This is a genomic window from Gordonia sp. ALPHA1B1 (genome assembly GCF_005502615.1).
Taxonomy (GTDB): domain Bacteria; phylum Actinomycetota; class Actinomycetes; order Mycobacteriales; family Mycobacteriaceae; genus Gordonia; species Gordonia hongkongensis.
In genome coordinates this window covers 93,965-116,602 of record NZ_SCOC01000003.1, presented here as the reverse complement: position 1 = coordinate 116,602, position 22,638 = coordinate 93,965, and the positions used below count along the sequence as shown (strand labels likewise).

General features: G+C 68.4%; 21 protein-coding genes and 4 tRNA genes. 10 read left to right on the top strand and 15 right to left on the bottom strand.

Annotated elements, in window-relative coordinates; all coding sequences use genetic code 11:
* Positions 1–89 precede the first annotated feature (89 nt).
* From FFS52_RS02910 to FFS52_RS02875, 8 genes are all read right to left on the bottom strand, one after another.
* The gene (locus FFS52_RS02910; protein WP_058250261.1) at positions 90–635 is read right to left on the bottom strand and encodes an NUDIX hydrolase; all 546 of its coding nucleotides are present in this window, start codon (positions 633–635) and stop codon (positions 90–92) included.
* Entirely contained in the window at positions 635–1,759 is a 1,125-nt protein-coding gene (locus FFS52_RS02905; protein WP_068971776.1) for a glycosyltransferase family 4 protein, read from the bottom strand. The genes FFS52_RS02910 and FFS52_RS02905 overlap by 1 nt, the downstream gene beginning before the upstream one ends.
* A 19-nt stretch (positions 1,760–1,778) precedes the next feature.
* Complete coding sequence (locus FFS52_RS02900) at positions 1,779–2,702, bottom strand: phosphatidylinositol mannoside acyltransferase (RefSeq protein WP_137808765.1); 924 nt, start codon at positions 2,700–2,702, stop codon at positions 1,779–1,781.
* Positions 2,699–3,418, bottom strand: a complete 720-nt coding sequence (pgsA, locus tag FFS52_RS02895; protein WP_068971774.1) for a phosphatidylinositol phosphate synthase — start codon at positions 3,416–3,418, stop codon at positions 2,699–2,701. The genes FFS52_RS02900 and pgsA overlap by 4 nt, the downstream gene beginning before the upstream one ends.
* Positions 3,419–3,529: 111 nt before the next feature.
* Entirely contained in the window at positions 3,530–4,093 is a 564-nt protein-coding gene (locus FFS52_RS02890; protein WP_058250257.1) for an HIT domain-containing protein, read from the bottom strand.
* Positions 4,086–6,182, bottom strand: coding sequence for a threonine--tRNA ligase (gene thrS / locus FFS52_RS02885; protein WP_137808764.1), 2,097 nt, complete (start codon positions 6,180–6,182; stop codon positions 4,086–4,088). Before thrS ends, FFS52_RS02890 begins: the two co-directional genes overlap by 8 nt.
* A gap of 120 nt (positions 6,183–6,302) precedes the next feature.
* Positions 6,303–6,803, bottom strand: a complete 501-nt coding sequence (locus FFS52_RS02880; protein WP_083207463.1) for a TIGR02611 family protein — start codon at positions 6,801–6,803, stop codon at positions 6,303–6,305.
* Positions 6,804–6,880: 77 nt separating this feature from the next.
* Positions 6,881–8,278, bottom strand: coding sequence for a glycosyltransferase 87 family protein (locus FFS52_RS02875; RefSeq protein ID WP_249356403.1), 1,398 nt, complete (start codon positions 8,276–8,278; stop codon positions 6,881–6,883).
* 148 nt (positions 8,279–8,426) lie between these two features.
* On the opposite strand from FFS52_RS02875, the gene FFS52_RS02870 reads away from it, so the two are divergent.
* Positions 8,427–8,966: a hypothetical protein gene (locus FFS52_RS02870; protein WP_137808763.1), complete on the top strand. Its 540-nt coding sequence runs from the start codon at positions 8,427–8,429 to the stop codon at positions 8,964–8,966.
* Positions 8,967–9,009: 43 nt separating this feature from the next.
* On the opposite strand, the gene FFS52_RS02865 is transcribed toward FFS52_RS02870, so the two are convergent.
* A complete protein-coding gene (locus FFS52_RS02865; RefSeq protein WP_249356400.1) occupies positions 9,010–9,339 on the bottom strand; it encodes a hypothetical protein in 330 nt (109 codons plus the stop codon).
* 202 nt (positions 9,340–9,541) lie between these two features.
* A tRNA-Val gene (locus tag FFS52_RS02860) sits at positions 9,542–9,616 on the bottom strand.
* Positions 9,617–9,869: 253 nt separating this feature from the next.
* Between FFS52_RS02860 and FFS52_RS02855 the strand changes: the two genes are divergently transcribed.
* The 3 genes from FFS52_RS02855 to FFS52_RS02845 all read left to right on the top strand — a co-directional run bounded on the left by FFS52_RS02855 (position 9,870) and on the right by FFS52_RS02845 (position 10,134).
* Positions 9,870–9,942, top strand: a tRNA-Gly gene (locus FFS52_RS02855).
* A 22-nt stretch (positions 9,943–9,964) separates the two neighbouring features.
* Positions 9,965–10,038 (top strand) — tRNA-Cys (locus tag FFS52_RS02850).
* 21 nt (positions 10,039–10,059) lie between these two features.
* Positions 10,060–10,134 (top strand) — tRNA-Val (locus tag FFS52_RS02845).
* A gap of 51 nt (positions 10,135–10,185) precedes the next feature.
* Here the strand turns inward: FFS52_RS02845 and FFS52_RS02840 are convergent.
* Genes FFS52_RS02840 through FFS52_RS02825 form a run of 4 tightly spaced genes read right to left on the bottom strand, consistent with a single transcriptional unit; the run spans position 10,186 to position 14,147 of the window.
* A complete protein-coding gene (locus tag FFS52_RS02840) occupies positions 10,186–11,280 on the bottom strand; it encodes a CaiB/BaiF CoA-transferase family protein (protein ID WP_137808761.1) in 1,095 nt (364 codons plus the stop codon).
* Positions 11,277–11,921, bottom strand: a complete 645-nt coding sequence (locus FFS52_RS02835) for a TetR/AcrR family transcriptional regulator (RefSeq protein ID WP_137808760.1) — start codon at positions 11,919–11,921, stop codon at positions 11,277–11,279. The genes FFS52_RS02840 and FFS52_RS02835 overlap by 4 nt, the downstream gene beginning before the upstream one ends.
* The gene (locus tag FFS52_RS02830; RefSeq protein ID WP_137808759.1) at positions 11,902–13,512 is read right to left on the bottom strand and encodes a class I adenylate-forming enzyme family protein; all 1,611 of its coding nucleotides are present in this window, start codon (positions 13,510–13,512) and stop codon (positions 11,902–11,904) included. The genes FFS52_RS02835 and FFS52_RS02830 overlap by 20 nt, the downstream gene beginning before the upstream one ends.
* A complete protein-coding gene (locus FFS52_RS02825; protein WP_137808758.1) occupies positions 13,509–14,147 on the bottom strand; it encodes a nitroreductase family protein in 639 nt (212 codons plus the stop codon). Before FFS52_RS02825 ends, FFS52_RS02830 begins: the two co-directional genes overlap by 4 nt.
* Positions 14,148–14,285: 138 nt before the next feature.
* Here FFS52_RS02825 and FFS52_RS02820 point away from each other — a divergent pair, with 138 nt between their 5' ends.
* The 3 genes from FFS52_RS02820 to FFS52_RS02810 are packed head-to-tail and all read left to right on the top strand — an operon-like array spanning position 14,286 to position 17,645.
* Positions 14,286–16,232 (top strand): NAD(P)/FAD-dependent oxidoreductase, encoded by a 1,947-nt coding sequence (locus tag FFS52_RS02820; RefSeq protein WP_137808757.1) that lies wholly within the window; start codon positions 14,286–14,288, stop codon positions 16,230–16,232.
* Between the two features lie 19 nt (positions 16,233–16,251).
* Positions 16,252–17,070 (top strand): sulfurtransferase, encoded by an 819-nt coding sequence (locus FFS52_RS02815; protein ID WP_137808756.1) that lies wholly within the window; start codon positions 16,252–16,254, stop codon positions 17,068–17,070.
* Positions 17,071–17,114: 44 nt separating this feature from the next.
* Positions 17,115–17,645, top strand: coding sequence for a GNAT family N-acetyltransferase (locus FFS52_RS02810; protein WP_249356397.1), 531 nt, complete (start codon positions 17,115–17,117; stop codon positions 17,643–17,645).
* 105 nt (positions 17,646–17,750) lie between these two features.
* Here the strand turns inward: FFS52_RS02810 and zapE are convergent, their stop codons facing one another.
* On the bottom strand, positions 17,751–18,764 hold the full coding sequence (gene zapE, locus FFS52_RS02805) for a cell division protein ZapE (RefSeq protein ID WP_137808754.1): 1,014 nt from the start codon (positions 18,762–18,764) through the stop codon (positions 17,751–17,753).
* A gap of 35 nt (positions 18,765–18,799) precedes the next feature.
* On the opposite strand from zapE, the gene FFS52_RS02800 reads away from it, so the two are divergent.
* From FFS52_RS02800 to FFS52_RS02790, 3 genes are all read left to right on the top strand, one after another.
* Entirely contained in the window at positions 18,800–19,585 is a 786-nt protein-coding gene (locus FFS52_RS02800) for a pyrimidine reductase family protein (protein ID WP_137808753.1), read from the top strand.
* A gap of 79 nt (positions 19,586–19,664) precedes the next feature.
* Entirely contained in the window at positions 19,665–21,275 is a 1,611-nt protein-coding gene (locus tag FFS52_RS02795; protein WP_137808752.1) for an alpha/beta hydrolase, read from the top strand.
* A gap of 58 nt (positions 21,276–21,333) precedes the next feature.
* On the top strand, positions 21,334–22,620 hold the full coding sequence (locus FFS52_RS02790) for a glycosyltransferase family 87 protein (protein ID WP_137808751.1): 1,287 nt from the start codon (positions 21,334–21,336) through the stop codon (positions 22,618–22,620).
* Positions 22,621–22,638 lie beyond the last annotated feature (18 nt).

Sequence of the window (22,638 nt, the reverse complement as noted above, 5' to 3'; positions counted from 1 at the left end):
CTCCTCGTGTCGCAGTCCCGACCTGCCGCGTTCGCGGCGGCGGTATGCCCACCAGTCTAGGTGAGGGGCCGAGGGCCGCTGACGAGGGATCAGTCCGCCTGGCCTGGGGTGACGCGCTCGATGATCTCGAAGTACTCCGGGGGTGCCGCGTGGCCGCCGAGCCGCAGCCATCGAACGGGCCGTCGTTGCGCGAGAGCCCTGGTGTCACGCACGGCGTCGTTGTAGAACCGACGCGCCATCATCACCCGCGTCTCGGCGTCGGCGAGTTCGACGACGAGGGCCGCGGACCGACGATTCGGGTCGGTGCGCGCCAGTGCGGCCGACAGCGCGTTCTCGGCGTCCTCACGTGCCGACGGCGCGGCCCGCTCGGCGCGATCGGCCAGCGTGGCGAGCTCTCGCGCCTGGGCGGCGACGCCGTCGTCGACGGACGTGCGGGAGTTCGCGGCGCCGTCGCCGGCGATCATCTCCGCGGACACGGCACGCACGACCACCGCGCGCCGGTCGAGGTTCGATTCGAGCGCCTGGCGGGCGAGATCGACACGGACGTTGAGCCGGTCGAGGCGGTTGGCCGTGTGGTAGGCCCATCCCGCCACGAGCAGCACGGCCACCACGCCGAGGACGATCCAGGTGGCCATCAGTCCGACACCACGACCGGACCGGCTCCCACCGTGACGGTGTCGTAGACCCGCAGGATCTGGTCGGCCACCCGCGACCAGTCGTACTTGTCGGCCCGAATCCGTCCGGCGGCGACGAGATCGGCGCGCGCCTCCGGGTCGGCGAGGAGTTCGACGAGGCCGGCGGCGAGCTGATCGGGGGACCCCGTCTCGACGAGTCGCCCGGCCCGGCCGTCGTCGAGCACTCGCCGGAAGGCGTTCAGGGAGCTGGCGATCACCGCCGCCCCGGCCGCCATCGCCTCGACCAGGACGATGCCGAAGCTCTCGCCGCCGAGGTTGGGGGCGCAGTAGACGTCGGCGGAGGCCAGCGCCCGCGCCTTGGTCGCGTCGTCGACCTGCCCCAGGAACACCAGGTGTTCGGCGAGTGGACCCGCCCGCCGCCGCAGCGCCGCCTGGTTGCCGCCGCCGACGACCAGGACCCGCACGTACGGGAACCTCTCCACGACCGCGGGCAGTGCACGCATGAGCACGTCGATGCCCTTGCGCGGTTCGTCGAAACGACCGAGGAACAAGATCGTGCCGCCCGGGTGCGGATACCCCTCGAGGGGCTCGGCGTCGGCGAAGGACGCGACGTTGATGCCGTTCGGGATCTCGACGGCATCGGAGCCGAGTGACTCCATCTGCCAGCGACGTGCGAGCTCGGAGACGGCGATCTTGCCCGCGATCCGTTCGTGGTACGGCCGCAGGATTCCCTGGAAAACGCTCAGCCACAACGATTTCGAGGTGGCGGTGTGGAAGGTGGTGACGATGGGGCCGGAGGCCACCATCAACGACAGCATCGAGATGCTCGGCGAATTCGGTTCGTGGACGTGCAGGACGTCGAAGCCGTTCTCGGCGACCCAGCGACGCAATCGCAGGTAGCCCTTGGGACTGAAATTCACCCGGGAGACCGAGCCGTTGTACGGGATCGCCAGCGCGGGTCCCGCCCGGACGACGTACTCCGGCAGTTCGGTATCGCGGCCGGCTGGGGCGAGCACGCTGACCTCGTGGCCCCGGTCCAGGAAGACGTCGGCGAGTTCGGTGACGTGGGCCTGCACACCCCCGGGCACGTCGAAGGAGTAAGGGCAGATCATTCCGATTCGCATGGCACTCCCCTGGTCGTCGTCATGTCGGCGTCCCGTCCTGCTCCACGCGACCGCGCTGACGGTCGGTCCAGTCGCTCTCCCAGAGCGGCTGCAGCATGTGCCAGTCCGCCGGATGCGCGGCGATGTTGACCGCGAAGGCGTCGGCGAGGGCCTGGGTGGCGGCTTCGATCCCACCGGAGACGTCGATCTGCTCCCCGCAACACATCATCGAACGCGGCGCCTCCTCGAACCAATGATGGACGGGCATCAGCGCGGCACCGGTCTCCATCGCCAGCCGTGCGGACCCCGCCGGCATGCGGGTTCGTTCGCCGAAGAAGGTCACCGGCACCCCGTGCCGGGCGATGTCGCGTTCGCCGAGCAGGCACACGATGCCGCCGGCGCGGAGCCGGTCGGCCAGCTGCCCGAACGGGGGTTGCTGGCCACCGCTCAGCGGGAAGATCTCGAAGCCGAGCGACTCCCGGTAGGCGACGAACCGGTTGAACAGTGACTCCGGCTTCAGGCGTTCGGCTACCGTCGCGAATCTGCCGTAGTGGTGGACCAGCCAGACCCCGGCCATGTCCCAGTTGCCGGTGTGCGGCAGCGCCAGGATGACTCCCTTACCCCGGGCCAGCGCGGCGTCCAGGCGGGCCCGGTCCTCGTCGGGGAGCGCAACGGTGGACGTGACGGTCGCACGATCCTGCGTCGGCAGGCGGAACGCCTCGCACCAGTACCGGGCGTAGGAGCGCATGGCGTCGGCGACGAGGTCGTCGGGCACCTGTGCGGGTTCCACGCCCAGGACACGGGCCAGGTTGCGGCGCAACTGGTCCGGGCCACCGCCACGACGACCCGCGTAGCTGCCGGCACGGTCGAACAGACCCCGCGCCGCCCGTTCCGGAGCCCAGCGGACGGCGGCCCAGCCGGCCCGGTACCCGAGATCGGCGGCCATCGCGCCGAGATCGGTCATCGCTGTCCCGCGGGCGGGGTCTGACCGTCCGAGCCGGACGAGGGTTCGGCATCGCCGTTCTCGGCTTCTGCGGGCTCGGTGTCTGCGGGTTCCGAGGCGATGGGGATGAGGTCCCGCGCACCCGGCGACTGCGCGATCGACCACATCCGCTGCCCGACGGTGATGACACTGGCGACCGCGAGGAACCACATCGCGACGTGGATGGCCCACCACAGGCCGAGACCCGTGAGACCGGCGCCGACGAGCACGATGATCAGCCGGTCGGGCCGCTCGATGAGACCGCCGTCGCCGTACAGGCCGCTCGCCTCCGCGCGGGCCTTGGCATAAGAGATGACCTGGGAGGTCACCAGACAGATGAGGGTCGCGACGAGGAGCAGATCGTGGGGTTCGGTGACCGCGCACCACCAGGCGAGGCCGGCGAAGATGGCGCCGTCGGCGACGCGGTCACAGGTCGCGTCGAGAACCGCGCCGAATCGCGTGCCGCCGCCCCGGGCACGGGCCATCGCGCCGTCGAGCATGTCGAACATCACGAACAGCCAGATGACCAGCGTGCCCCAGAACAGCTCCCCCATCGGGAACAACGTGAGGGCGGCTGCGACGCCGGCCAGCGTGCCGATCACCGTCACCGAGTCCGGCGTGAGCCCGGTCCGCAGGAGCGCGCGACCCATCGGGAGGGTCACCTTCGAGACCGATGCCCGACCCAGAATGCTCAGCATCGCCGAGTTCCTCCCCCATCTCGCGCCGCGTCGTGCCTCAGCGCTTCCCGATCGCTCTCGTCTGACATCGCCTCACCTGATCGCACCGGCACCCGATCGCTCACAGCGGGGTCAGTCGTCCAGCCGTTGCCAGGCGGTGGCCAGCAGTCCGCGGGTGTCCCGGAGCAACTGGGGCATGACCTTTGTCTCGCCGACGATGGTGATGAAGTTCGCGTCGCCCATCCATCGCGGCACGATGTGCTGGTGGAGGTGCTCGGACAACGAACCGCCCGCCGCATAGCCGAGATTCAGACCCACGTTGAATGCGTTGGGGTTCGACACCGCCTTGATCGTGCGGATCATCCGCTGCGTGAACGCCATCAGTTCCGCGGACTCCGCGGCGGTCAGATCCTCGAGGTCGGCGACCTGCCGGTACGGCACCACCATGGTGTGCCCCGGGTTGTAGGGGTACAGGTTCAGCACCGCGTAGACGGTGTCACCACGCGCCACGATGAGACCGTCCTCATCGCTCATGGTCGGGATGTCGAGGAACGGGTGCCCCGTCTTCTCGGCCGGTTGCGGGTCGGCGATGTAGGTCATCCGGTGGGGACTCCACAGCCGTTGCAGGCGATCCGCCACACCGACACCCTCGTCCCGGATCTCGCCGGGCGCCTCACCGAACGCGGCGTCACTCATCGAGCGCTCCCGCCACCACGACCGTCTCCACCTCGCCGAGCGCGGCCTCGACCAACTCCTTGGTGGGCGACTCGTTGCGCCTGCTCCGGACCCACTCGACGATCACCGACACCGCATCGGCGACCGGCACGCCGTTGACCTGCGTGCCGTCGCGGAACCGGAAGCTCACCGCCCCGGCCTCGACGTCGCGTTCGCCGGCGAGCAGCATGAACGGCACCTTGCCGGTGGTGTGGTTGCGGATCTTCTTCTGCATGCGGTCGTCGGAGGCGTCGACCTCGGCGCGGACACCGGCGGCGAGAAGGTCGGCTGCCACGTCGTACAGATGCTCCTCGAACGCCTCCGCGACCGGGATGCCGACCACCTGGACCGGTGCGAGCCACGCCGGGAACGCGCCCGCGTAGTGCTCGGTGAGCACGCCGAAGAACCGCTCGATGGAGCCGAACTTCGCCGAGTGGATCATCACCGGCTGCTGCTTGGTGCCGTCGGCGGCGGTGTACTCGAGGTCGAATCCGGCCGGCTGGTTGAAGTCGTACTGGATGGTCGACATCTGCCAGGTACGCCCGATCGCGTCCTTCGCCTGAACCGAGACCTTCGGTCCGTAGTAGGCGGCACCACCCGGGTCGGGCACGAGGTCGAGACCTGATTCGACGCACACCTCTTCGAGGATGGCGGTCGCGGCGGCCCACTGCTCCGCGGAACCGATGAACTTCGGCGAGTCGTCACGGGTGGACAGCTCGAGGTAGAACTCGTCGAGGCCGAAGTCGCGCAGCAACCCGAGGATGAAGTCGAGCAGATGCTTGATCTCGTCCTTGGCCTGTTCCGGCGTCACATAGCTGTGCGAATCGTCCTGGGCGAACCCGCGGACGCGGGTCAGACCGTGCACGACGCCCGACTTCTCGTAGCGGTAGACGTGACCGAACTCGAAGAGCCGCAGCGGCAGTTCACGGTACGACCGTCCGCGCGACCGGAAGATCAGATTGTGCATCGGGCAGTTCATTGCCTTGAGGTAGTAGTCCTGCCCCTGGCGGGTGATCTCCCCTGCCTCGTTGCGTTCCTCGTCGACGTGGATCGGCGGGAACATGCCGTCGGCGTAGTACGGCAGATGGCCCGACAGGTGGAACAGATGTTCCTTCGAGATGTGCGGGGTGCCGACGTACTGGAAGCCGTTCTCGATGTGCTTCGCGCGGACGTAGTCCTCCATCTCGCGCTTGATGATGCCGCCCTTCGGGTGGAAGACCGGGAGTCCCGAGCCGAGCTCGTCGGGGAAGCTGAACAGGTCGAGTTCGGCGCCGAGCTTGCGGTGATCGCGCTTCTCGGCCTCCGCGAGCATCTCCAGGTGTGCGTCCAGCGCCTCCGACGATTCCCACGCGGTGCCGTAGACGCGCTGCAGACCGGCGTTGGCCTGATCGCCGCGCCAGTACGCCGCCGAGCTGCGGGTCAGCTTGAAGGCCGCGATGTACTTGGTGGTCGGGACGTGCGGTCCGCGGCACAGGTCGCACCAGATGCGTTCTCCGGTGCGCGGATTGAGGTTGTCGTAGACCGACAGTTCCCCGCCGCCGACCTCCATCACCTCGGCGTCGTCGGCCGCGCCCTTGTCGTCGATGAGTTCGAGTTTGAACGGCTCGCCGGCCAGTTCGGCGCGGGCCTCGTCCTTCGACTCGTACACCCGCCGCGAGAACCGCTGACCCGACTTGATGATCTGCTTCATCTTCTTCTCGAGGGCGGTGATGTCCTCGGGGGTGAAGGGTTCGGCGACGTCGAAGTCGTAGTAGAAGCCGTCCTTGATCGGCGGGCCGATCCCGAGCTTGGCCTCGGGGAACAGCTCCTGGACCGCCTGCGCGAGAACGTGTGCGGTGGAGTGCCGGATCACGCTGCGGCCGGCCTCGGTGTTCGCGGCGACCGGTTCGACATCGGTGTCGGCGTCGGGTGCCCACGACAGGTCGCGGAGGTCCCCGCCCGCGTCACGGACGACGACGATGGCCTCCGGGCCCTTGTTGGGCAGCTCGGCCTCGCGCAGTGCGGTGCCCGCGGTCGTCCCAGCCGGCACACGGATCGTGGCGGGGCTGGTCACCTGGACGTCGTCGGGCACGGGGTCGCTCCTCGGGTTGGGGCGGACACGCGAAGACGCGTCCGGGTCGGACGTTTGCGACTCTGATGGTATCCGCGACGGGTCGTCGTGGAGTGCACCCCTACCTTGCGGCGTCGGAGATCAGCCGAAGATCGGACTCGCCAGCCAGCCGTAGTCGAGGCCGACCCACCCGGCGACGGTGTTGAGCGCGCCGAGAACCCACAGGGTGGCGATGACGATGGCACAGGTTGCGAGCCAGAAGACGGCCTGTACCGACCAGTGTTGCCGACCGATCCAGTCCATCCAGGCGTCGTACTTCGCCCGCGCGAACTTCAGCAACCGGTGCGCCCAGTCGAACTCCGACGCCAGGATGCCCAGTCCGAGGAACACGATGAGCCAGCCCGGGCCCGGGTACGGGATCGCGACGATGCCGCACAGCAGGACGATCGTGCCGATGGTCCCGACCGCGATGCGGTACATGCCATGCCATTTCGGGTTGCTGCGCACGACGTAGCGACGATGGCGTGCGCGGATGCGCAGGCGATGCCGGAGAGACCCGCGGTCCGCGTCGGCCGACGTCCGCGCGCCGCTCGGTGTGGACGTCTCGTTCACTCCGGACTCGCTCGCCCCCGGTGTCGGCATCGTCTCCCACCTCGTTCATTCGGCCCGCTGCGCACTTCGGCCCGGTGTTCGTCTCGGCCTGGAAAGTGACGTCCAGGCTACGCGATGCAGGTGTGGGCCTCCGGCGTCGGCAGGGTGGTCGAGCGGCGCCGTCGCCTCCGCCGCGCGCCGTCGATCAGAGTCGCGGACACGGTGACCGCGAGAAGCAGCGGATAGCAGCCCGAGTACAGCACGACGAGCAGATCGCCCACGACGGAGTCGTCACCGTTTCGCGGCATCATGAAAAGCCCCAACGCGATCGCATGGTCGGAGGTCAGGTATGGCCCGCTGTCCCACCAGTGCCGCCACCAGGTGAACGTCAGCGTCGCCACGCCGGCCGGCGCGAGCCAATACCACCATGTGCGAGCCGTACTCCCCTGCCGCATCGCCAGATCCAGCGCGACGACGAACAGCGGCACGCACCAGACCCAGTGGTGTCCCCACGCGAAGGGTGAGACCGCACACATCGTCATCCCGACGATCGTGGCCGCGAGGAGGTCGCGACCGTCGCGGTGGGCAACCACCGCGGCGAGCAGTCCGAGCGCGGCGACGACCAGCGCGAGCGGGAGCCACAGCCACGTCGGTGCGACGAAGACGGGTCCGCCGGGTGCGGGCTCGGCGAACCGCCCGATGTCGAAGTGGGACAGCATCTGTGACACGAATCCGCGCATCGACTGGTTGGCCGGCGAGTCGGCCCGGCCGATGCGTTCGGTGTCCGTGAGGTGGCGGGTCCAGTAGGTCCACGAGTCGGCGGGGACGGCGAGGAATCCGATCATCACGGTCGCCGCGAACGTCGCCAGCGCCGTGGCTGCCGCGCGCCACTGGCGGGTCACCAACAGGTAGACGACGGCGAACAGCGGTGTCAGTTTGATCCCGGCGGCGATGCCGATGGCGACTCCGCGCCACCGCGATGTCGTCGAGAGGAACACCAGGTCGACGAGGATCAGGGTCATCACCAGGAGGTTGACCTGTCCGAGCCAGATGGTGGTTCGGATGGGTTCGAGGGCGGTCGACGAGATCGCGAGTAGGGCGGCAAACATGATCAGGCGACCGTCCGGCCGGTAGCGCAGGCTCCGAAGGCACATCCCGATCACGCCGGTGAGCGCGGCGAAACCGATTGTCCACCAGACGATGTTGGCGACGGCCTCGGTGAGCAGAGCCAGCGGGACGAACACGACCGCGGCGAACGGCGGATAGGTGAAGTGCAGTCGCCACAGGACATGTGCGTCGTACAGCGGACCCGCGTCGAGCACGGTGGCCGCGCCCGCGCGATAGACGCGGGCATCGGTGGCGTTCTCGAAGAGCCCGTAGAACGGGTTGGTGATCGGGAACGCCGCGATGTGCCATGCGATCACCCCGACCGCGACGACGGCCGCCACGACGATCGCCGCTGTCGGGATCCGTGCGGGCACAGGACGAGACGACTCCGGCGATTCGACGGCAGTCTTCGCGGCCACGCGGCGAGCGTACGGCCTGATTGTGAGATACATCACGCGCAACGCCGTGGGGCGTGGTCGGTTGTTCGGTGGACAGCTGGATCGCGACGGTCCGTGCCGGACTACCGTTGACCTCGGTGGGTGACGAGATCACCTTGGGGACGACACCATGTCATCGCTACGAGCAACCCTCGGAGTCGTACTGGTCATCGCGGCATCATCGACGCTGACCGTCGCATGCGTCGGGGAAGGCATAGAGCCGGTCGCGATGACGCGCGACACCTCGTCGAGCACCGCCGACGGTCCAGTTCCACCGATCCACATCGCACTCGAGACCCCGTCCGAGGTCGTGCGCCCGCGGCTCGACCCCTGGCCACCCCCCGACGACTCTGCGCTACGACCCGACCAGCGGCGAGTGGTCGACGTACTCATCGATCTCTCGACCGGGAACGACGGTGAGGAGCTCGCGCAGCGGTCGACCTGCCGCGTTCTCGACGGCATCCAGTCACCGCCGGCCGACGCGCCGGCCTGGCAGGCGCGCATCGTCGCCACGGTGACGATGCGACACGGTTACGCGCTCCTCGCCGCGCCGTTGCAGCGGTCCGCAGACGCCGCGGTCGTCGTGCTGGCCCGGGTTCTCGCCGACGTCGATGCGGTTGCGGGACAGCCATATCGGCCCGTGTTCGTTCAGGGGTGTAGTCCGTACTGACGCAGGTCGGTGATGCCGAACGGACGAAACGCTGGTGCGGCGATTACCACTGCCATCGCAAACCGGCGCTGTTCGACTGGCGGCAGGTGGCGATGCCGTCGGTCTGGTACACCATCGCGCGAGCACCGAGCTTCGGGCAGGGGGCGCCTAGGCGGACCTTGGGCGCACTGGTTACTGCGTAGCTGCGCCAGCTGGCGTTTTCGGCGGAGCAGTACAGCGTGCCGTCGGCCGAGTCCATGCCGTACTCGTGCTGATAACAGGGTCCGCCTTCGCGCTGAACCGAAGACGGTGCCGCCGACGCCCCGCCGGCACCCGCTAGCAGTCCTCCGCTCAAAGCCATCGTGACGAGGATTCCGGTGATGAGTCGCTTCAACTTGCCTCCAAGCATGTCCCTGCGGCCGTGACCTCCCGATGACCCAACTGCCGCTGCCGCCGGATCGTAGCGCCGCGAGGCGAGGTGATCGGCAGTTGTAGGCACTGTTCATCCGACCGACCGAACGCCGAGTTCCGGCGAGATAACCGGGTGAGATCGAACAAAAAAAGCCCCGCCGATGTCGGCGGGGCTTGTGGAACTGTGGTGGTCCCGGCTGGGATCGAACCAGCGACCTTCCCGGTGTGAACGGGACGCTCTTCCACTGAGCCACGGGACCGTGTCGGGCGCCTTCGGTCAGTGCCGGGGGCGCCTGCGCACGAGCCAGAAGATTACACGGGTTGCGCAGAAGTCCCAAATCACCGCGGTGGGCCACGTCACAAACCCTCCCCAACGGCGCGCGAGCGAATCACACGCTGGGGATTCACTCGCGGACACGTCGCTGACCAGGCGATTTGGATAGTTCGGAAACCATCGCGTAAGTTTCTCTTCGCACCGCGAGCAGCACGATCCACAAGATCGCTCGTGGGCATGCGGATGTAGCGCAGCTGGTAGCGCATCACCTTGCCAAGGTGAGGGTCGCGGGTTCGAATCCCGTCATCCGCTCGGCGCGAGTCGACTCGCATCTGGTGGTGTGGCCGAGTGGTGAGGCAACGGCCTGCAAAGCCGTGTACACGGGTTCGATTCCCGTCGCCACCTCCACCGCTGCACAATTCCATACCCGCGCGATTAGCTCAGTGGGAGAGCGCTTCCCTGACACGGAAGAGGTCACAAGTTCAATCCTTGTATCGCGCACCACGACAAAACCCCCGGATCGCTCCGGGGGTTTTTCGTTGGCTCATCGGCCGTTTAGATCCCCGCCGACCACTCCTCCACGACCTCCCCCAACGACGCCGCCGACGGACCCGAGGGCGCGGGCAGCACGGTCCGCGAGAACCGCGGTGCCGGCGCGGGGGCGATCGCGTCATCGACGCGCACGAACGAACCGCGTTGCACCGCGACCGGGTCTGCGGCGGCCTCGTCGAAGTCGAGAACCGGTGTCACACAGGCGTCCACACCGTCGAACACACTCCCCCACTCGTCGCGCGTACGCGACCCGAAGCGGGCTTGCAGTTCCGCGCTGATCACCGGCCACGCGGCACGGTCCCACCGGTCGGGCAGGTCGCCGAGGCCGAGGGTGTCGACCAGGTTCCGCCAGAACTTCTCCTCGAGCGCGCCGACGGCGACGAACTTGTCGTCGGCGCACCGATACGTCGCGTAGAACGGCGCCGAACCGTCGAGCAGGTTGCCCTGGTCCCGAGAACCCCAGCGTCCGGCGGCCTTCCACGACCACTGCAGCGCCCCGAGCAGCCCGGCACCATCGACCATGGCGGCATCGATCACCTGGCCTCGGCCGGTCCGAGTGCGGTCGTGCAGAGCGGCCAGCACGCCGACGACGAGCAGCATCGACCCCCCGCCGAAGTCGCCGACGAGCGAGAGCGGTGGCACCGGCGGCGCACCGGCCGGACCCATCGCCTCGAGCACACCGGTGACCGCCAGGTAGTTGATGTCATGCCCCGCGCTCGCGGCACGATCCCCGTCCTGACCCCACCCGGTCATGCGCGCATAGATGAGTTGCGGTGCGTCGGAGCAGATCTCGGGACCCAGCCCGAGACGTTCCACAACGCCCGGCCGGAACCCCTCCACGACGATGTCGGCGCGCCGGATCAGGTCACGGATGCGGGCCACGTCGTCGGGGTCCTTGACGTCGGCGTCAACGGTGCGTCGCGACCGGTACAGACCGGCGTCGGCATCCGGGATACCGTCGGGCCCGGGCAGATCGGGGCCGGGCCGCCGGATCCGGATGACGTCGGCGCCGAGATCGGCGAGCAGCATGCAGGCGTGCGGGGTCGGCCCGAGTCCGGGCATCTCGACCACCCGCACGCCGGCGAGTGGTCCGCTCACGACGTCGGACGATGGTGGAGAACACCACCGATCGTGAAGTCGACGTAATCGCGGACCAACTGGTCGACATCGTGAGAGTCGTTCAGCCACCAGCTGATCCCGTTCATCAGGTCCAGCACCGCGATCGCCGACTGGTGCGGGTCGCGGACCTCGAACAGCCCCAGTCGGGCGCCGGCGGCGATAACATCGCGAATTCGACGCTGGTAGTACTTCCGATAGTCGGTGACCACCCGTCGATGCTCGGGTGTCAGCGCCGACAGCTCCCGCAGGGCGACAAGGTGTTCCACCCGGTGTCGCGCCAACCGCCGGACATGCGCCTCGATCAGGTTCGTGAGCCGTTCGACGGGACCGCCCTCGGCATCGAGCAGCAGCAGATCCTGCTGCGGATCCTCGGTCATCCGCAGGGCGATCGCGTAGAGGATCTCCTCCTTGGACTGAAAATGGTTGTACAGGCTCGCGCCCCGCATACCGACCGCCTGCGCGATGTCACGCATCCCGGCGTTGGAGTAGCCGTGATCGGCGAAGTAGCGGGCCGCGGCCTCGACGATCTCGTCGCGGCGTCGGCGGGGCCGCCGCGCCGGCGCCGTCCGGTGTTCGTCGGTTGCCGCGTCGGCGTCGATCTCAGCCCTGACCGGTTCCATAGGCCTTCCTCAACTCGCGCTTGAGCAGTTTGCCCTGGGCGTCGGTCGGCAGTGCGTCGACGACGTGGACCTCCTTGGGCACCTTGTACGATGCCAGGTCGGTGCGGCAGTACTCACGGATGTCGTCGCCGGTGTGTTCCGCGCCGGCGCGGAGCACCACGAATCCGGTGACCGCCTCCGACCAGTACGGGTCGGGCAGCCCCACGACGGCCGCGCGCTCGACGTCGGGGTGCGCCTGCAGGACACGCTCGACCTCTTGCGATGCGACGTTGAACCCGCCGGTCTTGATCATGTCCTTGCGCCGGTCGCGGAAGAACAGGTTGCCCTCCGCATCGATGCGGACGATGTCACCGGTGTGCACCCAGCCACCCTCGAAGGCCTGCGCGGTGCGCTCGGGGTCCTTGTGGTAGCCGAGCATGACCGACGGTGTGCGGCACAGGAGTTCGCCCTCTTCGGCGTCGTTGCCGTCGGCGTCGACGACCCGGACCTCCAGGTGCCCGACTGGTTTGCCGATCCAGGTCGGGTCCTGGTCCGGCACGTCCTCGAGCCGCCGGAACCAGCCGACCGAGCCCAGCTGGGTGAGTTCGGACTGTCCCCAGTAGGTACCCCAGACCGATTCCGGGGTCGCCGCGGCCCACGCGTCGACCGCGTGCGGCGACACCTGACCGCCGTAGGTCAGGCAGCGGCGCACCGAACCGACGGTGTCGGCCCCGAAGTCGGGGTGGTTGGCGAGCGCGATGAAGAAGGTCGGCGTCTGGGCCAGCACCGAGATCTTCTCGTCGCGGATCATCCGCAACGCCGTCGCCGGGTCGACCGCGGCGGGCAGCACCAGGGTGGCGCCCAGCAGCGTCAACGAGGTCAGCGAGCCGATCCCGGCGATCGTGTGGAACGGCATCACGTAGAGCCACACGTCGTCGTTGCGGCAGCGCAGCCCCCACGTGTACGCCGGCGAGGTGGAGATGAGGTAGTTCCGATGGGCGATCTCGACGCCCTTCGGCGTCGACTCGGTGCCGCTGGTGTAGACGATCATCGCGAGATCGTGTTCGTCGACCTCGCAGTCGGGCTCGGAATCGTCAGCCGCCGCGACGGACTCGTCGAACGAGTTCCATGAGTTCGCCTCGTCGTCGCCGACGACGAGAACCGAGATGCCGAGACTGTCGGCGATGGGGCCGGCCAACGCGGACAGAGGTTGTTCGACGACGAGCACCGTCGGTTCCAGGTGCCGGAGCTGCTGGGCGACCTCGCCCTCCCGGAACATGGGACTTACGCCGGAATACGCGGCACCGACCTTGAGGGCGCCGTAGTAGGTGGCGACCGTCTCGACCCGGTTACGACTCATCACCGCAACGCGATCCCCGCGCCCGACGCCGAGGTCGAGCAGCACATGGGCGACCCGGTTGGCCATCGTGTTCAGCTCCGCGTACGACGTCGACGTACGTCCGCCTTCCGCGTCGTAGGCCACGATCGATGGGGTCGAACCCTGGGACCGGGCCAGGCGACGCAGCTGGTCACCGATCGTGGCCCGGCCCAGCATCGAGGTCTGTGCGGGAGAGAGAGTGCGCGTCGAGGGATTCACGGCGGGGGCGCTCACGCGAACATCCGGTTGTCGAAGCGGTCGAGGAAGGCGATCTCCTCGACCGGGGTCCGGGACAGCTTGCGGGGGAAGTCGTCACGCGGATAACCGACGGCGATGTGGGCGGCGGTGAGGTAACCCTCGGGGATGCCCAGGAGGTCCTTCACCTCGTTCTCGGCAGCGCACAGCAGGGTCGTCAGCGCAGTGGCCACGCCTTGCTGCCGCAGCGCAAGGGTGAGGTTCTGGACGCTCGGGTAGATCGACGCACCGCCGACGACGCTCAGCCTGCCGAGCTCGTGGTCGGTCGGGTGCAGTCCGTCCATCTCGGCGCACACCACAATCAGGGCGGGCACCTCGGCGAGGTGGTGCGCGAAATAGTTGGCGCTCTCCACGGTCTTGGGGATGGCGCCGACCTTCTTCGACCCCTCGACGACCGCGGCGTAATAACCCTCCCAGAACGGCAGGTAGAGGTCGGCGAGAGCCTTCTTGGTCACCTCGTCGCGGACGACGACCCAACGGACGGGTTGGCGGTTGCCGCCCTGCGGGCCGAAGCGCGCGTCGTCGAACGCCCGGTACAGCACCTCGTCCTCCACCGGGCGGTCGCTGAAGTAGCGGCAGGTGCCCGTCGTGCGCATTGCCTCGCTGAGATCCATGTCAATCCTCCGTGCTCACTAACCGTTGTTAGTATGACTGAGGACACAGTGACACAGCTCGTTTTCGCCGTCAAGGCCCGTCAATCCGAGCAAAACGCGGTGTTGACGACGCACTACTAACAGTGGTTAGTTTTATCCATGACATCTGTTTCGCTGCGTCCGGAGACGCGCCCGACCACAGCGGAGATCAGGGCATTCGTGGCGGCGGGCAACATCCCGACCCTGCTCGCGGTCCTCGTGGAGCTGACGGGTGACCACCGGTGGATGGCCGATCGATACCGCCCGACGCGGAGCCGAGGCATGGACGACAACTCCTCGGGCGGGCTCGGAGAGGACGTCCAGCAGGAGATCCGCGCGGCGGTCGTCGGCGCCCTCGAGGACTGGTACGACCACGGCCGGCCCGCGCGGAAGCCGGCCGACGAGGCACTCGTCGCATCGTTGATGTCGTTCACCGCGGGCGAGCAGGTTGCCCCGGAATTCGCGCCGATGATGACCGAGATCGTCCGCGGCGACCTCCGGGACACACATCTGCCGGCGTTGCCCGACGATCTCGCCACGTCGATGGACGCATTGGTCATCGGCGCCGGTGTGGCCGGCATGCTGATCTCCACGCAACTCGCCGAAGCCGGCGTCGAGCACACCGTGCTGGAGAAGAACGACGAGGTCGGCGGCTCGTGGTACGAAAACCGCTACCCCGGCGCCGGCGTGGACACGCCGAGCTACCTGTACTCGATCTCGTCCTTCGACCACCCGTGGTCCACGCACTTCGGCAAGCGCGACGAGGTGCAGGGCTACCTACAGGCCTTCGCCGACCGGCACGCGGTGCGCGATCGCGTCCGCTTCGGCACCGAGGTCCTCTCGGCTGCCTACGACGCCGAGACCCAGCGCTGGACGGTCCACGTCCGTAACCGCGAGGGCCACCAGGACACCCTGACCGCCCGGATCCTCATCAGCGCAGTCGGTCTCCTCAACCGCCCCAAGCTTCCCGAACTTCCGGGGATGGACGACTTCACCGGTCCGATCTTCCATTCCGCACAATGGCCGGACGAACTCGACGGGCCCGGCGCGCTCACCGGCAAACGGGTCGCCATCGTCGGATCCGGTGCCAGCGCGATGCAGATCGGGCCGGCCATCGCCGATCGGGTCGGATCGCTGACGATCTTCCAGCGCTCACCGCAGTGGATCGCGCCGAACGATGACTACTTCGCGCCGGTCGGCGACGACGTGCACTGGCTGATGGACAACCTCCCCGGGTACCGGGAGTGGTACCGCGCACGGCTGTCGTGGATCTTCAACGACAAGGTCCACTCGACCCTGCGCATCGACCCGGACTGGCCCGAGCCGACCGCGTCGATCAACGCCGTCAATCACGGTCACCGCGAGTTCTACCTGCGCTACCTGCGCAGCGAACTGGGCGACCGCGACGACCTCATCGACCTGTCGACGCCCGACTATCCGCCCTTCGGGAAGCGGATGCTGTTGGACAACGGCTGGTTTCGCATGCTGCGCAGGCCGAACGTCGAGCTGGTACCGCACGGCGTCGAACGGGTCACCTCCGATGGACTCGTCGACGGCACCGGCACCGCCCACGACTTCGACATCATCGTGTTCGCGACCGGGTTCCACAGCGACCGCTACCTCTACCCCATGGACATCGTCGGACGCAGCGGGCAGAACACCGTCGAGGCGTGGGGTGATCACGACGCGTACGCCTACCTCGGGATCACCGCACCCGACTTCCCCAACCTGTTCATCCTCACCGGGCCGAACACCGCACTGGGACACGGAGGCAGCTTCATCAGCATCCTCGAGTACCAGGTGCGCTATGTCTGCGACGCTCTCCGCGCGATGATCGAGAACCGGCTGGGCGCACTGGAAGTCCGGCGGGACGTCACCGAGGAATACAACGACGCCGTCGACCGAGCCCACGCGCAGATGGTGTGGACGCATCCGGCGATGACCAATTGGTATCGCAACCCCGACGGACGCGTCGTCGCCGTCCTGCCGTGGCGGATCGTCGACTACTGGGCGCGGACGCGCAGTGTCGACCTCGACGATTTCGTCGCCGAACCCCTCGTCGACTGACGGGACTACCGTGGCTGTCATGACGCCCCTCATCTCCGCCACCGATCTCGCCGCCCGCCTCGGCGAGGAGAATCTCCGCATCGTCGACGCCACCGTCCATCTGACCTTCGATGCCGACGGCGCACACGTCGCCTCCGGTCGGGAGACCTATCTGGCCGGGCACCTGCCCGGCGCGGTGTTCGCCGATCAGATCACCGACCTCAGCGACCCCGACGGCGAAGCACCGTTCGCCGCCGCAGACTCCGCGCGTTTCGCCGGCGCGGTCGGCCGCCTCGGCATCGGCGACGACTCCACCGTCGTCGTGTACGACACCGCCAACGGCATCTGGGCCACGCGACTGTGGTGGCAGTTCGGACTCGAGGGCTTCGACGGCGTACTCGTCCTCGACGGCGGATACGCCGCCTGGACCGCGGGCGGCCTCCCGGTCGAGACCGGCGAGGTCACGACCACCCCGGCTTCGTTCACCCCGCGCCGCCGGCCCCAGCGGATCGTCTCCACCGACGAGGTCGCTGCCGCCACCGGCGATTCGTCCGTCCTGCTGGTCAACGCGCTCGACCGGGAGTCGTTCGCGGGCGGCCACATCCCCGGCAGCGTCAACGTCCCGTTCGCCGAACTGGTCGACGACGCAGGGCGCCTCCGGCCGCTAGAGGAGCTGCGCGAACTGTTTGCAGATGTCGGCGCCCTCGACCCGTCGGTACGCCCGGTCACCTACTGCGGCGGCGGGATCGCCGCCACCGCAGCGGCTTTCGCGTTACATAGCCTCGGACGCGACGACGTCGCGGTCTACGACGGATCGATGAACGCCTGGACCGCCGATCCGGCTCGTCCGCTGTCGTGAGCGATCCCGGTGCCACAGATATCGCCGATGTCACCGTGGAGGTCGTGACCGACCCCGCAGCGGCGGCGGGAGTCGCCGAGGTCGCCGCCGTCACGTTCCCGCTCGCGTGCCCGCCGCACGCCGCACCGGCCGACATCGAGAATTTCGTCGCCGACAATCTGCGGGAGAACAACTTTCGTGATCACATCGCCGATCCGACTGCAGATGTCCTGGTCGCGCGCGACGGTGTCGGCGGACCGATCCTCGGGTACGCGCTGGTGATCCACGACGATCCGACGCACCCCGACGTGTGTGCGGTCGTGACCGAGCGTCCGGTGAGCGAGATCTCGAAGATGTACGTGCTGCGCGACCATCATTCGCGGGAGGGCGCGACGACTCCGTCGCACCTGCTCATGGGTGCCGCGCTCGATCGCGCACGGTCGCACGGCAGTGCTCTGGTGTGGTTGGGCGTGAACCAGCTCAACGTCCGGGCCCAGCGGTTCTACACGAAGATGGGTTTCGAACGCGCCGGCGTGAAGACCTTCACCCTCGGGGACAGCATCGAGCACGACTACGTGTTCACGCAGCGGCTGTGAACCGGCGGGCTCAGTCGCGCCCACCCGCAAACCCACCCCTTTTCGGTAAACCCACCGCGCTCGGATCGGGTGGGTTTACGGAGAAGAGGTGGGTTTGTACGGAGATCAGGCCGCCGACTCCGCGAACCGCGAGAGAGCCAGCAGGCGCGACGTGGCGCGCAGGTACTTCTTGCGGTAACCGCCCGCGAGCATCTCCTCGGTGAAGATCTCGTCGAGCTTCGCACCCGAGACGGTCACCGGGATGTGGGCGTCGTAGAGACGGTCGGCGAGCACCACCAGGCGCAGCGCCACCGACTGGTCCTCGGCCGGATGCACCCCCGAGATGCAGACCAGGGAGACGCCGTCGACGAGGTCCTTGTACTTCGACGGGTGCAGCGTGCTGAGGTGGTCGCACAGAGCATCGAAGTCGTCGAGGGTCGCGCCGTCGGTGGACTCGGCGATCTCGGTCAGTTCGGACTCGCTGCGCGGCTCCGGCGCCGGCGGCAGATCGCGGTGACGGTAGTCGGGACCGTCGACGCGGATCGTCTCGAACACCGCGGACAGCTTGCGGATCTCCCGCAGGAAGTCCTGGGCGGCGAACCTGCCTTCACCCAGCTGGCCGGGAAGCGTGTTGGAGGTGGCGACGATCGACACGCCCTTGGCGGTGAGTTCGGTCAGCAGCCGGGAGACGAGCATCGTGTCGCCCGGGTCGTCGAGCTCGAACTCGTCGATACACAGCACCGTGTGCTGCGAGAGCCGCTCGACGGCATTCACGAAGCCCAGCGCGCCGACCACGTGTGTGACCTCGACGAATGTCGCGAACGACTTCGGTGCGGGCATCGAGTGGTAGATCGACGCCAGCAGGTGGGTCTTGCCGACGCCGAAGCCGCCGTCGAGGTACAGACCGACCCCTTGGGCCGGCGCCTTCCGGGAGAACAGGCCCTTCTTGCCCGAGCGCGCCTTCGACGCCCGCGCCACGAAGTCGCGCGCCTTGGCCACCGCCTCGGCCTGCGACGGCTCGTTGGGGTCTGGGATGTAGGAGTCGAAGCTCACGTCGTCGAAGGTCGACGGGGGCACCATCTCGTCGATGAGTGCGTCGGGCGAGGTCGCAGGGTTGCGATCGCAGAGTCGGGCCACCATGTGTGGAGAGTAGCCAGGCGCGTAATGATGAACGCATGTTCCACCTGCAGAAAGCGACCCAGGTCACATCCGAGGACGAGCTGGTCCGGCTGGCCGAGCTCTACTCCTACCCCCCTCGATCGTCCACGGATCCGGACGACGGCACGCCGTTCGTGCGGGCGAACATGGTGTCGTCGATCGACGGTGCGGTCACCGTCGACGGCAAGTCCGGCGGTCTCGGCGGTCCCGGCGACAAAGCCGTGTTCCGCGTGCTGCGAGGGCTCGCCGACGTCGTCCTCGTGGGTGCGGGCACGGCGACCACCGAGGGATACGGGCAACCCGCACCCGACGACGCCCTCGCCGCAGTCCGGCGATCGCTGGGGCAGGCGCCCGCCCCGGCACTCGCGCTCGTGTCCCGGTCGCTGTCGATACCGCCCGACTTCGAGCCCGTGTCCCACGAGAACACCGTCGTCCTCACCTGTTCGAACGCGCCCGCCGATCGCCGGCGGGCTCTGCTCGATGCCGGCGCGACGCTGGTGGACTGCGGCGACGACACCGTGTCGACCGCGGCCATCCTGGAGCACTGCGGTGTTCGCGGATGGCCCCGGGTGCTCTGCGAGGGCGGCCCTAGCCTGCTCGGTTCACTCGTGACGGCCGATGCCGTGGACGAACTGTGTCTGACCACGAGCCCGCACCTCGTCGGCGGGAGCGCCGGCCGCATCGCGGTCACCGACGAGGGGGCGGCGGTCCTGCGCGCACTGCACCCCGCGTCGATCATGACCGATGACGACGGGTTCGTGTTCACCCGCTGGGTCCGCGACGGCCGCCCGTCCGCCCGGTGAGCTGTCCGCTCCCGGTCCGGGACTCACCCCGACACCCGGCTCGAGCGTCCTCGCGGATTCGTTGACTACGCTCGCGGACATGCCAAGAGCGCACACCCCGGCCGTCGGCGCAGCACCGAACTCCCGCCCGAGGGCTCTCGCGGGTGTGGTCGCCGGCGTGATCGCGGCGATCGTCCTGTCCTCTTGCGCCGTCGGTCCCGATCGTGGTCCCGACCTGATCCCGGGGGGTGGCGGTCAGGAGGGACCGGCACCGTCGTCGTCGACCGCTCCCCCCGCCCCGGCGCTCACGGTGCCGAAGACCGATCTCGAGTGGAGCGAGTGCGCCGCCGAGACGAGCGAACGATACGGGGTGCCACGTCCGGAGGGCGTGACGATCGAATGTGCCGAATACGACTCGCCCATCGACCGCGACCAACCCGACGGCGAGGTCGTGTCGGTCGCGGTGACGCGCGCCCGGACCGCGGACACCCCACCCGACGCCGCGCCGCTCGTCCTCACCTCCGGTTCCGATCTGCCGTCGTCGCGGACGCTGATGGTGATGACCGCCGGCCAGGGCCGGGCGTTCCTCTCCTCGCACCCCGTGGTCGCGGTCGACCACCGCGGCATCCCGCTCAGCAGCGACATCGACTGCATGACCCGACTGGAACGCACGACGATCGCCAACAACGGCCTCGTCGACCGCGCCACGACGACGGACGCGCGGATCTCGCGCCTGTCCACGGCCGCATCATCGGCCTCGGACGGGTGCACGGAGACGCTCACCCCCTACCAACTGAGTTTCGGGGCCGCGAACGCCGCCGCGGACCTCGAGTCCCTGCGGCAACGCTGGGACGTCGAACATCTCGGGCTCATCGGCACCGGTGAGGGTTCCGACGTCGTGCTCACCTACGCGTCCCTGTACGGCGGACGTGCCGGGCGGATCATCCTCGACACCCCGACCCCGTTCGGCGCGAACGCACGGGATCGCGCACAGTCCCAGGCGCGGGGCGTCCAGGTCACGCTCCAGGGCTTCGCACAGCGGTGCTCGGCGTTACCGGGCTGCGCGCTCGGGTCCAACGGGGTCGCGACGATGACCCGCATGCTGGGCAAGGCACGGGCGGGCGACCTCGAGTCGCTCTCCGACACGGCCGCGCTCGATGCGATCACCACGACCCTGGCCCTGGCGCCGGACCGCCCCCGATCGTTGCTCGACCTCGCAGATGCCATCGCAGCGGCCGACCGCGGTCAGACCGCGGCGCTGGTCCGCCTCGCCGATCGCGCCGCGGCCCTGCGGCTCCCCGACGGCGCCCTGGTGTCCCGCTGCAACGACGTGACCGGCCCGGTCGGACAGAACGAGGTGCCGGGTCTGGTGGACGCGTGGTCCAAGCAGAACCCCCTCACCGGCGCGAACAGTGCGCTGTCACTCGTCCGGTGCAACGGCTGGGCGTCGGGCAATCCGGTCCGGCCACCCACGTCGCTGCCCGCCGACCCGTTGATCCTCAACGGGACGCGCGACCCGATCAACGGTGGCGAGGGAGCCAATGCTCTCGTGCCGCTGTTCATGAACGCCGAGGCCGAACCGGTGACCGTCACCTGGGACGGCCTGGGCTATTCGGTCCTGGGACGCAGTGCGTGCGCCGCCGGGGTCGTCGCGGAGTACGTCGATCGGGCGCCGCTGCAGGGTCCGACCCAGCGGGGCTGCCCCACCTGAGTCCCCGGACCACGCCGCACGGTTCTGAGCTCGGCGGCGCGCGTAGTACGGTTCGCGGGTGGCCAATCTCGACAGGTATCTCTATCCCCCGATGAGTGCTCAGCGGATCATCCCGATGGTCCTGTGGCCGATCAGCCTGCTCATGGTCGTGCACCGCTCGGTGTTCCTCGGTGTCAACGGTGACCGCACCGACGACTTCAAACCGGTGTACGCCGCGGCCTACAACTTCCTCAACGGCCTGCCGGTCTACGGCGAGAACTACGCCACGGTCGACCCGCACTACCTCTACCCGCCGTCGGGCACCCTGCTGATGGCGCCGGTCGCCGTCATCGACTACGAGCGCGCCCGCTGGGCCTTCATCGCCGCGAGCGTCATCGCGCTGCTGATCTGCGCTTACCTGCTCACCCGCATGTTCGGGTTCGCGTTCAACTCGTGGGTCATGCCGACGGTCCTGTTCTTCTTCTTCAGCACCGAGACCGTTTCGCACACACTGATCTTCACGAACTTCAACTCGTTCGTGCTCCTCGGCCTCCTCGCCTTCCTGATGCTGATGCTCAGCCGGCACGACTGGTGGGCGGGCGTGCCGATGGGCCTCACCCTCGCGGTGAAACCGGTGCTGGCGCCGCTGATGCTGCTGCCGCTGCTCAACCGGCAGTGGCGGGTGTTCGCGCTCGCCATCGTGGTTCCGGTCGTCCTGACGATCGTCGCCTGGCCCCTGTCGGTCGACGCGAACGACTTCATCAGCCGGACCGTCCCGTACCTCGGCGAGGCGCGCGACTACTACAACAGTTCGATCGCCGGCAACGGCGCGTACTTCGGCGTCGCACCCTGGCTGGTACTACTGCTCCGCGTCGCCTTCGTCGCGATGGCCGCGTTCTCGCTGTGGTTCCTGTACCGCTACTACCGCAGGACCAACGAACTGCTGTGGATCACGGCATCGTCGGGGGTGCTGCTGTGCACGACCTTCCTCGTCGGTTCGCTCGGCCAGGGCTACTACTCGATGCTCCTGTTCCCGCTCCTGATGACGGTGCTGCTGCCCGGATCGCCGATGCGCAACTGGCCCGCCTGGCTCGGTGTCTACGGGTGCATGACCTTCGACGGTTTCTACTCCGACCGCTGGACGGCGTTCGGCTGGATGGTCGAGTACAACAAGGTCACCTGGGGTTGGTCACTCCTGATGATCGCGGTGTTCTGCTCGCTGCTGTTCCGCTACCTCGACATGCGGTCCGACGGGGTGGCCGGCATGGTGCCGCCGGTCCGCTCGGAGACCGACGCGCCACGCATCCTCGCCGCCGAGACCGGTGCCACCGAGAACGAGACCGTAGGCCTGTCGAAACAGCGCTGACACAGTCGATCCTGCCGG